Below are 12,916 nucleotides of genomic sequence, written 5' to 3'. Positions count from 1 at the left end.
CTTGACGCGTTCAGTTTGCACCGGCACCGACGCGCGTGATGTTCTGTTCGCACTCTAAAGGCGAGCCGTTCGACGACGATGCAGTTTCATGTCGGCGGCTGGCGGCGATCGATCGATGTTGAAGAGCGGCAGCGCGGATGCGCTCGGCCATGAGCGCATCCAATGGCGTGTACACGACCATGCCGAGATCCGGCCGGCCATCGACGGCGAATAGCGAATATTCCATTTCGACCTGCCCGAGCGTGGGATGCAGCAGGCGCTTTACGTTCTCGCCGTCACCGTGACCCAGCACCTGGTTTTCGCGCCACATGCGGTCGAAGTCCGCGTTGGCGCGGCGCAGATCGTCGACGAGTTCGCCCACTTCGGAAGCGAGCCCTGCGCGCGCCACGTCGGCGCGGAATGTTCCGACCACGAAGCGCGCGACGCCTTCCCAGTCGTGCTGTTTCGCGCGAACGGCCGGGTCGCCGAACAGGAAACGCAGGATGTTGCGCTGGCCGGCCGGCAGCCTGCCGTAGTCGGTCAGCACGACCGCGGCGGCCGCATTCCACGCGACCACGTCCCACGTCGCGGTCTTGATGATCGAGGGGCTCGCGTCGAGCGAATCGAGCACGCGCTGCAACCGCGGGTTCACACCATCGACGCCGCGATAGCGCACCTCGGGCGGCCTCCCGAGACCTAGCATGAAAACGTGTTCGCGCTCGGTATCGGTGAGCATCAGCGCCGCGCAGATGCGCTCGAGCACATGCGCGGACGGCGCGCCGCCGCGGCCCTGTTCGAGCCAGGTGTACCAGGTGGAACTGATGTGGGCAAGCTGGGCGACTTCCTCACGGCGCAGTCCAGGCGTGCGCCTACGGCCCGAAAAGCCGAAGCTCGCCGGGTCCAGACGCGTGCGGCGGCTGCGCAAAAAGTCACCGAGGGTTTGAGCGTCGTTCACTGACATGCTGAGCCTGTTAGTCCTTTTACCGGGATAACGTCACTACTTAAACAGGATAGCGGATGAACGCATAGTACAGGGATGACTACCTAAGGAGGCATTGCCATGCGGATCTTTGTGACGGGCGCAACGGGCTTCATCGGCTCGGCGTTGGTGCCCGAACTTATCGAGGCCGGTCATCAGGTGATCGGCATGACGCGCTCCGATGCGGGCGCGCACGCGCTGTTTGCCGGGGGCGCCGACGTTCATCGCGGCACGCTTGAAGACGTCGACAGCGTGCGCAGCGGCGTCGCAAACGCGGACGCCGTCATCCATCTCGCATTCGACCACGACTTTTCGCGCTTCGCGGCGAACTGCGAGAAGGACGCACGCGTGATCGAAGCGCTCGGATCGGCGCTGGCCGGTTCCGATCGTCCGCTGCTCGTCACGTCGGGCACGGGCGCGGGCAGCCGCGACGACGGGCAGCCCGCCACGGAGGATGTGTTCAACACGGCGCACCCGAATCCGCGACTCGCAACGGAGCTGGCCAGTAACGTTCTGCTGCAGGCAGGCGTGAATGTCTCGGTGATGCGCCTGCCGCAAGTGCACAACCCGTTCCGGCAAGGGCTAATCACGCCGCTCATCCAGATTGCGCGCGAGAAAAGGGTTTGCGCGTATGTGGACGAGGGCCGTAATCGCTGGCCCGCGGGACATCTATCGGACGTCGTGAAGCTGTACCGGCTCGCGATCGAAAGGGCAGAACGCGGCGCGCGGTATCACGCGGTCGGCGAGGAGGGGGTGAGCGCGCGGGAGATCGCGGAGGCGTTGGGCCGTGGCCTGAAGCTGCCGGTCGTTTCGATCGCGCGCGAGCAGACGCAGGCGTATTTCGGATGGATGGCGATCTTCGCGGCGCTCGATATGCCCGCGTCGAGTGCTCTGACACAGGCACGTTTGGGCTGGCAACCAGCAGGCCCGACGCTGATTGCCGATCTCGACGAAGCACGTTACGCCGACGATGTGCCGGCGTGACTCAACCGTTCGACACGCTGACGAGCTTCTGACTGTGTTCGCCCGTCCAGCGTTTCACCGTCCCCACGTCGATATCGAATAGATCGAGCACGCGTCCCAGCGTGTGATCGATCATCGACTGCAAACTGTCGGGCCGCGCGTAAAACGCCGGCACCGGCGGATAGATGATCGCGCCGGTTTCCGTCGCCGCGGTCATATTGCGCAGATGCCCGAGATGCAGCGGCGTCTCGCGCACCATCAACACGACGCGTTTGCGTTCCTTCAGCATCACATCGGCGGCGCGCGACAGCAACGAACCCGTGTTGCCCGTCGCGACCTCCGCGAGCGTTTTCATCGAACACGGCGCGACGATCATGCCGTCGACGCGAAACGAGCCGCTCGAAATCGCCGCGCCAATATCGGCATTGGGATAGTGCTCGAAAGCCAGCGCCTGAACGTCGGCCGCGCGCAAGTCGGTTTCGTAGGCAAGCGTCATTTGCGCCGAGCGGCTCATCACCAGATGAGTCTCCACGTCGAGCTCGCGCAGCATCTCGAGCAGCCTCACGCCATAGACAACGCCGGAAGCGCCGCTGATTCCCACCACGATACGTTTGCGTCGGTCCATGTTCGTCGTCTCTTGTCGATCCGCTGCGCGGCGGGTTCGTAGGTTCGTATGTTCGTCTGTCTCCGCACTCAGGTTGCATGACATGGCCCCTGTCGTTCAAACGAAATCTGTTCATGCCTCGCATGAGGGCTTTTCATTGTCCGCGGATGAAATCCGTTCATGACGTACATGAGAAATCAGCGTTTGCGAGGGGAGGTCGTTGTGCGTCAGTCTGCGCTCACCGTCGTTCCCCTTGATCATTCACCGGACAACCATGAAAACTTTCCCCTCGTTTCAGACCCACTTGCAGGCCCTCGAGGAAAAGGGCCTTGTCGTTCACGTACACCGCGAAATCAACAAGGACACCGAACTCCATCCGCTCGTGCGCTGGCAATTGCGCGGCGGCATTCCCGAGTCGGATCGAAAGGCGTTCGTGTTTCATAACGTCGTCGACAGCAAAGGACGCCGCTACGAGTTGCCCGTCGTGGTCGGCGCATTGTCGATCAATCGCGAGGTCTACTCGATCGGCATGGGCGTGCCCGTCGATCAGATCGGCAAGAAGTGGCAGCAGGCGAAGGGCAATCCGATCGCGCCCGTTCTCGTGAACGAAGCGCCGTGCCAGGAAGTGTGTTTTATCGGCGATGAACTCGATGTCGACGGTCAAGGTCTCGAACATCTGCCGATTCCCATTTCGACGCCAGGCTTCGACAACGCGCCGTACACAACGTGCTCGCAGTACGTTTCCGTCGATCCGGAAAACGGCATTCAGAACATGGGCACGTATCGCGGACAGATCAAGGGTAAGCGCCGCGTCGGTTGCAATCCGTCGATCGAAATGGGGCAAGGCATCTATCAGCATTGGCTCAAGTACAAGGCGATGGGCAAGCCGATGCCTGCCGCGCTCGTGATCGGCGGCCATCCGGCCGTGTCGTTCTGCTCGGTCCAGAAGCTGCCGATCGACGTGGACGAACTCGGCGTGGCCGGCGCGATTCTCGGCGAACCGCTGCGCGTGGTGAAGTGCAGGACCAACGATCTACTCGTGCCCGCCGACGCTGAAATCGTGATCGAAGGATTCGTTCCGACGGATACGCTCGAACCGGAAGGGCCTTTCGGCGAATCGCACGGTCACGTGAATTTGCAGGAATTCAATCCGTACATGAACGTCACGGCGATTACGCGACGCAAGAACGCGCATCTCGTGTCGATCATCAGCCAGGTCACGCCGAGCGAAAGTTCGCTCGTCAAGAAAGTCGCGTTCGAGCCGCTGTTTCTCGACCATCTGAAGAATTCGCTGCGTATCGCAAGCGTCGAAAAGGTCGTGATGCACGAGCCGCTGACCAATCTGCGCAAGCTCGTGATCGTGGTGTTCAGCGAGAAGGCAACCGAAACCGAAATATGGCGCGCGCTGATGGGCGCGGCGTCGCTGCAACCGGCTGTCGGCAAGCTGGTCGTTGCCGTGAGCAACGACATCAACCCCGAAAACAGCGACGCGATCTTCTGGTCGATGAGCTACCGGATGAACGCGATCAAGGACGTGCAGATTCTGCACGGCCGCGATACGGGACACGGACCGCGCACGTCGGGCGCGCAACGCGGCGACGATGCGGTTGACGGCGTGATCCTGATGAACGCAACACGCAAGGAAGAGCTGCCGCCGCTTTCGCTGCCGACGCGCGAGTACATGGAAAACGCGAAAGCGATCTGGGAAGAACTCGGGCTGCCGCCGCTGCGTCCGGAATGGCCGTGGTACGGCGTCTCGATGGGCGACTGGGACGAGCGCAACGAAGCGATGGCGCAGCGCGCCGTGAAGAGCGAGTACTTCGAAACGGGCGAGGAACAGACGCTTCAACGCGTCGGGCCTGAGTGGATCAATAAGGATTCCGACTGGTTCTTCGCCGAAAAGAAAGACATCTAACGCGCCGCGGATAGCGGCCACCATATCAATAGAACGACATCGATGGAGGAGATATGCACGACAAAGGAGAAGCACTTCCGGCTGTACGAATGAGTATGTTGACGCGCTCGCTCGCGGCATTCACGTTGCTTGGGCTGTCGAGCGGCGCGGCGCATGCGCAAAGCAGCGTCACGTTATACGGTTCGCTCGACGGCGGCTTGCGCAATCTCGTGAACGGCACGAAGGCGGGCGGCGCGGCGTTGACGATGGCGTCGAACGGCGTCTACAACTCGAACCGCTGGGGCCTGGAGGGCAAGGAAGATCTGGGAGGCGGCTACTACGCGCGCTTCAATCTGGAAGCAGGCTTCGTGCTGTCGACCGGCGCGAATAACAACACCAACAACCAGATCTTCCAGCGCACGTCGACGGTCGGAATAGGCGGGCCGTTCGGGCAGGTCGACATTGGCCGGCAATTCACGCTCCAGCATTTTCTGATCAAGGACTTCGAGCCGTTCGACTTCCATTACCTCGGCATTACGGAATCGACGGCGGTGTCGGGCGGCAACACCGGACGCGACGATAACGACATCAACTATCGCGGCATTTTCGGGCCGTGGGTGGTTCGCGGCGAATATGCGCTGGGCGGCGTGCCGGGCAGCGCCGCACACGGCTCGACGCTCGCCGGCGGCCTGAACTATCGGGGCAAGACGATCAAGCTGGGCGCGGGCTATACGCACAAGTCGAATCCGCTGACGGCGACGTCGAGCGAATACTTCAGCAATGACCAGTACACGGCAGGCGGCACGGTGAGCGTGGGCCCTGTCGATGTGATGGCCGGTTACTCGCTCGATTTGCAGGACACGCCCGCTTCGGCGCGCAGCATGACACGCAATCAGTACTTGTGGGGCGGCTTGCGTTATCAGGCGACGCCGTTCTTTAGCGTGACCGCCGCGTATTACGACAACAAGAACAAGACCGGCGGCGTGGACGGCAGGAAAGACGTGGCGATTCTCGGCATTGACTATCTGCTCTCGAAGCGCACGGAGCTTTATGCGGACATCGACTATACGCATTTCACCGGCGTTTATGTCACTAACGCAACGTTGAACGCGTCGGGTCACGCGAAACAGACGGGTATCTCGTTCGGTATGAATCACTGGTTCTAGCCGTACCGTCTACTGCAACTTAACTCACGCAAAAAAACCGGTCGGAAGCCTTTAGGCTCCAACCGGTTTTTTTACGCTTGAGCAATCAGTGTTCAGTGATCGTCGAGCGATCCTTGCGCATTGAAGTGTGCGCGAATCGTCTTCGTGTGATGCAGAAATGCCGGCGTGGCCATCACCTCAAGAGAACGCGGACGCGGCAAATCGATGTCGTAAATCGCGGCTATCGAGCCCGGCCGTTCCGACATCACCAGCACGCGGTCCGACAGGAATACCGCTTCAGGAATGCTGTGCGTGATGAGCAGCACGGTTTTCTTCGATTCGAGCCAGATGCGCTGCAATTCCATGTTCATGCTCTCGCGCGTCATTGCGTCGAGTGCGCCGAAAGGTTCGTCCATCAGCAGAACGGACGGCTCGTGCAAGAGCGCGCGGCAGATCGACACGCGCTGCTGCATGCCGCCGGAAAGTTGCCACGGATGCTTTTGCTCGAAGCCTTCTAGACCGGCCATGCTGATCAGTTGCATCGCTTTCTCGCGTGCTTCGCGCCTCGGCATGCGGCGCATTTCCGCCTGCAACAGAATGTTGTCGAGCACGTTGCGCCACGCGAGCAGCACGGCGCTCTGGAACACGATACCCACGTTCTTTTGCGGGCCGCGAATCGGCTCGCCGGACAAGGTCATCGTTCCGGACGAGATCGCTTCGAGTCCGGCGACCATCTTCAGCAACGTGCTTTTGCCGCATCCGGACGGTCCGACGATCGAGACGAACTCCTGTTCGCGGATGTCGAAGTCGAGCGGCTTCAGCGCTTCCATCATGCCTTGCGCGCTGCGATAACTCTTGGTCACGCCGCGCAGTTCTATCAGCGATCTGGCGGGCGCGGGCGCGGAAAAAGACCGGTGATGCTTGTCGTCGAGCTTGAGTACGGTGGTCATAGCGGGGCGGGTTTCGGGTGAACGGAAAGGAACGACGCGGCGGCGCTAGTGCGGCTCATGGAACGAATGCGCCGGTGTAGTACTTCGCGGGCACGTTCGCCGACGGATCGAGCTTGCTGTACTGCACGATCGCGGCCACGGAGTCGTCGATGTTCTTCGCGCTGACGTGGAAGATCGGCGCCTTCTCGGTTTCGGGCGTGCGGTAGAACGGGATCGTCGCCTGCAGCGTGCGGATCATCGTGTCGCGCGAACCGGCGGCGGGCAGCGTCTTGAGTAGCGCATCGACCGCGGCGGCCGGGTCTTTCTCGCTGTCGTTCACGGACTTCGCCGTCGCGCGCATGAAGCGTTTGAGCAGATCGGCATGGTCCTTGATCATGTCGTCGCGCGCGATGATGCTAAGCGTCGCCACGTTCACGTTGTAGTCGGCAAACAGGATCGCGCGCGCAGGCTTCTTCGTGGCCTGCTCGACGGAGATCAGCGGGATCGTCGCGAAGCCGACCAGCAGATCGGCCTGACCCGTAATGACCGCATTGATCGTGGTCTGCGGATTGCCGGTGATCGTCTTGAAGTCGGAGTCCTTCAGGCCGACCTTGTTCATGAACATCGTCCATAGCTGCGACGACGCGTCGCCGGGCGCAACCGCAACCGTTTTTCCCTTGATGTCCTGCGGCGTTTTGATGTTCTTGTCCGCGAGCCCGACCACGGAGGTCGGATTTTCCTGCATCAGCACGCCGATCGCTTTCACGGGTGCGCCCATCGCGGCGACCTTGACCATCGTGCTGAAGTCCGCGTAGCCAATGTCCACGTTGTGCGTCGCGACGGCCTGCACGGTCGGGCCCGAGCCGTGTCCTTCCATCAGCTTGAGGTCGATGCCTTCGGCGTCGTAGTAGCCCTTCACCTTGCCGAGATAAAACGGTGCGACCGCGCCGTTGACCGTGTAGTTGAGCATCAATGTCAGCGAGTCTTTCGCGTAAGCGGCGTGGCTCGTGCAGCAGACCGCTGCAAACGCGAGCGCGGCTGCCATGCGCGTCGGCTTTCGTGATTTCATGGTGTCTCCTTCCTGTGGCCCCATCTGAAATGGGTGCTGTCTGCTTCTTGATGTGGGGTAGTCAAAGCGAATGCGGTGGAACCGCGCGAACGCCGAGAACGCCGCGAGCGCGTCAAGCGCGTCCAAGCAGCCGCGAGCGATGCGACGCATGCCACGGAATCGCGATGCGCTCCAGCATGTCGATGGCGACGAACAGCAGAGCGCCGATCACCGACAGCACGACCAGCGCCGAGAAGATCAGCGGCTGGTCGAAGTTGCCGTTTGCACGTTGCAGCACGAAGCCGAGTCCCGAATTCGCGCCGACGAATTCGGCGACCACCGCGCCGACGACAGCGAGCGTGATCGACACCTTCATGCTTGCGAAGATCGACGGAAGCGCGTGCGGCAGGCTGATCTTGAAGAACGTTTTCACCGGCGAACTGCCCATCGACTTCGCCAGATCGGTCAGATCCTTCTCGACCGATTTGAAGCCCATCACCGTCGATACGACAACCGGAAAGAAGCCAAGCAGGAACGCAACCAGTATGCGCGGAAAGAGTCCGAAGCCGAACCAGACGACAAAAAGCGGCGCGATCGCCACTTTCGGAATGCTCTGCGAAAACACGACGAGCGGGTACAGGTAGCTCTCGATCAGCGGCGACGCGGCGACCAGCATCGCGATCGGCACGCCGATCAGCACCGAAAGCGCAAAGCCGCCGAGCGTCGCGTACAGCGTCGGCAACGACTCTTCCAGCAGCATCGACCATTGCGCAGCGATCTGATGGAAGATCGCTTCGGGCGTCGGCACCAGATACGGCGGAATCTTGAAGATGCGTATCACGAGATCCCACGCAAGCACGATGACGACAATAAGCAGCAGCGGACGGACCCACTGCGAACTCAGGACTTTCCTGGTGAAGTTCACGGCATTCGACCTTTATGGTTGAGAAGCGGAAGAGCGGGAAGAACTGGAAGAGACCGCGCGCGGACATGCGCCGGCATGCTCTGGCAGCAAGATTGACCGCCAGCCATGCGCCGGGCAAACGCTAATTGTTCATGCCGCATATGAGAGAAATTCATCCGCTGCGTGCGGCGGCGCGATGCGCAATAACGAAACGCGCATGGTCGTCGATGCGATGGAACGTCCGTTCGCAAGCGATGAATTGTTTTCATGCTTTACATGAAAGATCGTCGTTTGCCGGTCCAACGGCGAGCCCGCAATATCCGGCTGAGGGCTCGATGACCCGAACTCGAACGCATCCGATAGCCAGTGGAGCACGCAATGAATCAACCGATCAGTCCCGATGTCGTGTCGTCGCACGTTACCGTGCGTGACGGCACGCAAATCGGCTACACCCTCTACGGCGCAAAAGACAACACGGTGCGCGTGGTGCTCGTGCATTCGCTCGCGATGGACCGTCACTTCTGGGCGCCTGTCGTCGAGCGGCTGTTGCCGCGTGCTTCTGTGCTCGCCATCGATGCGCGCGGTCACGGCGCATCCGGCAAGCCGGCCGGTCCGTACACGGTGTCGCTGTTTGCGCAGGACGTCTACGACGTGCTGCGCGCGACGGACTTTCGCAACGTGCTGATCGCGGGCGCGTCGATGGGCGGCTGCGTCGCGCTGCAATTCGCGGCCACATGTCCTGATGCGATCGGCGCGGGCCTGATCGACACGACCGCGTGGTACGGCGAGACGGCGCCGCAGGACTGGGACGCGCGCGCCCAGAAGGCCGAGACCGGCGGCCTTGCGCCGCTGGTCGAGTTTCAGACCACGCGCTGGTTCAGCGACGCGTTTCGCGCCGCGCATCCGCAAGTGGTGCAACGTTGCGTGGACACCTTTCTACGCAACGACGTTGCGGCATTCGCCGCGACCGGCCGCATGCTCGGTTCGTTCGACGGCCGCGCGCTGATGGCGAAGGTGAAAGTGCCGACGTGCGTGATCGTCGGTGAGGAGGACTATGCGGCGACGCCCGCGATGGCGCGGGCGCTGCACGCGGGCATTGCCGGATCGACCTTCACCGAGATCCCGAAGGCGCGTCATCTGACGCCGCTGGAAACGCCCGACATCGTCGCGCGCGAACTGCACGCGCTGCTCGATCGCGCAGGCTGCGCCCGCTAGATGCACAAGAAACCTGCAACGAATACGCGCAACAAGGAGTGCCTGGATGATTCCGTTTGAGCTCGCGAAGCCACGGTCGCTGAAGGAAGCGATTGCGCTGCTGGACCCGGAAGACCCGGATATTCGCCCGGTGGGCGGCGGCACCGCGGTGATGTTGATGATGAAGGCCGGCGTGCTGCGGCCGACGCGGCTCGTCAGTTTGCGCGATATCGAGCCGCACTATGCGCAGGTTCGCCTGGACGACAACGGCGAGTTGCGTATCGGCGGATTGACGCGGCTCGCGACGCTCGAGCATTCGCCGGTCGTGAAGGAGGGATGGCCGCTCATCGCCCGCACGTTGCGCACGCTGTCGAATGTGCGAGTGCGCAATGTGGCGACCATCGGCGGCAACCTCGGTCACGCCGATCCTCATATGGATATGCCGCCGGTGCTAAGCGCGCTCGGCGCACGCGTGACGATCACGGGTCCGCACGGCGAACGCACGGTGCCCGTCGAGCAATTGTGCACGGGCTATTACGAAACCGTGCTCGCTCGCGATGAACTCATCTCCGAAGTGATCGTGCCGCCGCAAGCCGGCCGGCCCGCGGCGTACATGAAGGTCACGACCCGCGCGGCGCATGACTGGCCTGCGCTCGGCGTGGCTGTCGTGCTCGATATAGAGGGGCCGCGCATCGGCCGCGCGAGCGTGATCGTCGGCGCGGCGACGGACCGGCCGACACGGCTCACGCATGCCGAGGCGCTGCTTCGCGGCGCGGCGCCCGACGACGCGATTCTGCGTGAAGCGGGCGAAGCGGCTGCGGCGCAACTCGATATCGTCGGCGATTCTCATGGGTCCGCGAGTTACAAGAAGCAACTGCTGAAGGTCTATCTGGGCCGCGCGGTGCGCACGGCGCTGGCCGCCGCGAGCGGACGCGCCGCTCAATTCGGGGATCATGCGTGATGAAGATCGACAAGACGCTGGAAGAACAGCCAGCACAAAAGCAGGTGGGCCGCGCATTGAACCGGCTCGAAGCGCGCTCGAAAGTGACGGGCCGCGCGGAGTACATTCATAACCTCGTGCTGCCGCGCATGCTGTACGGCAAGATATTTCGCAGCACGATGGCGCACGCAAGGATTGTCAGCATCGACACGAGCGCCGCGCGTGAAATGGAGGGCGTATTCGCCGTGTACACCGGCGAAGATATTCGCAAGGTGATTCCCGAGCCTTACTATGGCCCGGCGTTTCACGACCAGCCGATTCTCGCGCTGGATAAAGTGCGCTACATCGGCGAGCCGGTTGCCGTCGTGCTCGCGGCCGATCCGCATATCGCCGAAGAGGCAACGCATCTGATCATGGCCGAATACGAGGAATTGCCGGCCGTGTTCAACGAAGTCGAGGCTGCGCAATCGGATGTACTCGTGCACGACTTCCTGCGCCCAGCGGGTACGTTCCCGGACCTGAAGCATCTTGCCGGACGCAAAGGCACCAATGTCGCGCTCGATTTCCAGTTGCGGCGCGGCGACGTGGAGGCGGCCTTCGCAAGCGCCGCGCATGTATTCGACGACACGTTCACCACGCAGCAGGTGATGCACACGCCGCTCGAGCCGATGGTCTCGCTTGCCGAGCCGGATATGGGCACGGGAATGCTGACGGTGCATACGGCTTCGCAGAGCCCGTCGTTCGTGCGCATCGAAATCGCGCGTCTGCTGGGGTGGGACGAGAACCGCGTGCGCGTGAAGTCGGCGCTGCTCGGCGGCGGCTTCGGCGCGAAGCTGTATATCAAGCTCGAAGCACTCGTCGTCGCGCTGGCGCTGCTGTCGCGGCGCAACGTGAAAATCTCGCTGACAATGGAAGAGCAGTTCTTCACGATCACCAAGCACGCCACCACGTTCCGCATGAAAACGGCGGTGAACGAAGAAGGCCGCATTACCGCGCGCAAATGCGAGGTCTGGTGGAACGGCGGCGCGTATGCCGATATCGGGCCGCGCGTCACGCAGAAGTCGGGCTTTACCGCTTCGGGTCCGTACGACATCGAGAACGTGTGGATCGATTCGTACCAGGTCTACACGAATCTGCCGCCTGCGGGCGCATTTCGCGGCTTCGGCATTCCGCAGATGGTGTGGGCTTACGAGAGCCACGCCGACATGATTTCGCGCGCGCTTCGTATCGATCCGCTCGAATTCCGCCGCCGCAATATCCTGCGCGAAGGGCGTCCCCATGCAACCGGCACGCCGATGCACGACGCGGCGATCGGTCTCGTGCTCGAACGCGTCGCGCAGCGAATGAACTGGGCGGCGCCGTTCGAGCGCGGCACAGGCACGCTGCGGCGCGGGCGCGGCATTGGAGTCGGCTTCAAGGCGCTGGTTGCGCCCACCACGTCGATGGCGATGGTGAGCCTCGCGGGCGACGGCAGTTGCACGGTTTATTCGAGCACGGTCGATATGGGCCAGGCGTCGGAAACCGCGATTGCGCTGATGGCCGGTGAAGTGCTCGGCATTCCCGCCGAACGCATCCGCGTGATGCGGCCCGATACGGACGTGACGCCCTACGACATGGCGACGCTCGGCTCGCGCTCGACATTCCACATGGGACACGCGGTGCGTCTCGCCGCTGAAGACGTGAACCGCAAACTCGCCGAACTCGCCGATGAACTCGGCGTGCCGGCCGCGCCCGCGAGCCGCGCGGGCGAACTGCTGCGGCGCAAGTACGGCATGCAGGCGGGCAACATCGTCGGCATAGGCAGCTTTATTCCGCCGTATAAGTCGCCGGAACACGAGACAGGGCAGTCGGAGAACATCACACCGAACTGGATGGTGGGCGGCTGCGGCGTCGAAGTCGAAGTGGATACGGAGACGGGCCACTTCAAGCTGCTGCGCTTCGAGCATGTGGTGGATTGCGGCACGCCGATCAATCCGAAGGTGGTCGACACGCAGATCTCCGGCGCGGCCATCATGCAGCTCGGCATTTCGCTGTTCGAGCGCATGGAGTTCGACGAGGTCGGGCAGCTTCGCAATGCGTCGTTCGCCGAGTACAAGATTCCGGGCATCCACGATATTCCGCCGGTCATCGGGCGCGAGACCGTCGACTCGGTGCAGAGCAACGGGCCGTTCGGCGCGAAAGGCGTCGGCGAGAGTTCGACATTCGGCGTTGCGTCGGCGATTGCCGAGGCCATCGAAGACGCGGTCGGCGTGCGTCTGAAGTCGCTGCCGCTCACGCCCGAGCGTGTGTACCGTGCGCTGTGCGCCGCGCGCAATGAACCGCTATCCGAGGAATAAA

The 12,916-nt window shown here is 62.5% G+C and carries 11 protein-coding genes; 6 read left to right on the top strand and 5 right to left on the bottom strand.

Going from position 1 to position 12,916, the window contains the following annotated elements:
- Window positions 1–10: 10 nt before the first annotated feature.
- Window positions 11–940 (bottom strand): helix-turn-helix transcriptional regulator, encoded by a 930-nt coding sequence (locus ABIE53_RS19390; RefSeq protein WP_192699833.1) that lies wholly within the window; start codon window positions 938–940, stop codon window positions 11–13.
- A 99-nt stretch (window positions 941–1,039) separates the two neighbouring features.
- On the opposite strand from ABIE53_RS19390, the gene ABIE53_RS19385 reads away from it, so the two are divergent.
- Window positions 1,040–1,942, top strand: a complete 903-nt coding sequence (locus ABIE53_RS19385; RefSeq protein ID WP_192699834.1) for an SDR family oxidoreductase — start codon at window positions 1,040–1,042, stop codon at window positions 1,940–1,942.
- 1 nt (window position 1,943) lies between these two features.
- On the opposite strand, the gene ABIE53_RS19380 is transcribed toward ABIE53_RS19385, so the two are convergent.
- Window positions 1,944–2,546: a UbiX family flavin prenyltransferase gene (locus ABIE53_RS19380; protein ID WP_192699835.1), complete on the bottom strand. Its 603-nt coding sequence runs from the start codon at window positions 2,544–2,546 to the stop codon at window positions 1,944–1,946.
- Window positions 2,547–2,799: 253 nt separating this feature from the next.
- On the opposite strand from ABIE53_RS19380, the gene ABIE53_RS19375 reads away from it, so the two are divergent.
- Window positions 2,800–4,440, top strand: coding sequence for a UbiD family decarboxylase (locus ABIE53_RS19375; protein ID WP_192699836.1), 1,641 nt, complete (start codon window positions 2,800–2,802; stop codon window positions 4,438–4,440).
- An 89-nt stretch (window positions 4,441–4,529) separates the two neighbouring features.
- A complete protein-coding gene (locus ABIE53_RS19370; protein ID WP_244231033.1) occupies window positions 4,530–5,585 on the top strand; it encodes a porin in 1,056 nt (351 codons plus the stop codon).
- Window positions 5,586–5,677: 92 nt separating this feature from the next.
- On the opposite strand, the gene ABIE53_RS19365 is transcribed toward ABIE53_RS19370, so the two are convergent.
- From ABIE53_RS19365 to ABIE53_RS19355, 3 genes are all read right to left on the bottom strand, one after another.
- On the bottom strand, window positions 5,678–6,514 hold the full coding sequence (locus ABIE53_RS19365; protein ID WP_192699837.1) for an ABC transporter ATP-binding protein: 837 nt from the start codon (window positions 6,512–6,514) through the stop codon (window positions 5,678–5,680).
- A gap of 55 nt (window positions 6,515–6,569) precedes the next feature.
- Complete coding sequence (locus tag ABIE53_RS19360) at window positions 6,570–7,562, bottom strand: ABC transporter substrate-binding protein (RefSeq protein ID WP_006049814.1); 993 nt, start codon at window positions 7,560–7,562, stop codon at window positions 6,570–6,572.
- A 112-nt stretch (window positions 7,563–7,674) separates the two neighbouring features.
- On the bottom strand, window positions 7,675–8,466 hold the full coding sequence (locus tag ABIE53_RS19355; RefSeq protein WP_192699838.1) for an ABC transporter permease: 792 nt from the start codon (window positions 8,464–8,466) through the stop codon (window positions 7,675–7,677).
- Between the two features lie 357 nt (window positions 8,467–8,823).
- Here ABIE53_RS19355 and ABIE53_RS19350 point away from each other — a divergent pair, with 357 nt between their 5' ends.
- Genes ABIE53_RS19350 through ABIE53_RS19340 form a run of 3 tightly spaced genes read left to right on the top strand, consistent with a single transcriptional unit; the run spans window position 8,824 to window position 12,915 of the window.
- Window positions 8,824–9,660, top strand: coding sequence for an alpha/beta fold hydrolase (locus ABIE53_RS19350; protein WP_192699839.1), 837 nt, complete (start codon window positions 8,824–8,826; stop codon window positions 9,658–9,660).
- A 46-nt stretch (window positions 9,661–9,706) separates the two neighbouring features.
- Window positions 9,707–10,600, top strand: coding sequence for an FAD binding domain-containing protein (locus ABIE53_RS19345; RefSeq protein WP_192699840.1), 894 nt, complete (start codon window positions 9,707–9,709; stop codon window positions 10,598–10,600).
- Window positions 10,600–12,915, top strand: a complete 2,316-nt coding sequence (locus ABIE53_RS19340; RefSeq protein ID WP_192699841.1) for a xanthine dehydrogenase family protein molybdopterin-binding subunit — start codon at window positions 10,600–10,602, stop codon at window positions 12,913–12,915. Before ABIE53_RS19345 ends, ABIE53_RS19340 begins: the two co-directional genes overlap by 1 nt.
- The last annotated feature ends 1 nt before the right edge of the window (window position 12,916 follow it).

Origin of the sequence: Paraburkholderia sp. OAS925, from assembly GCF_040543975.1 — a bacterium.
GTDB lineage: Bacteria > Pseudomonadota > Gammaproteobacteria > Burkholderiales > Burkholderiaceae > Paraburkholderia > Paraburkholderia graminis.
Note: the sequence above shows the minus strand (reverse complement) of the source record. Positions and strands in the feature narration are given on the sequence as shown.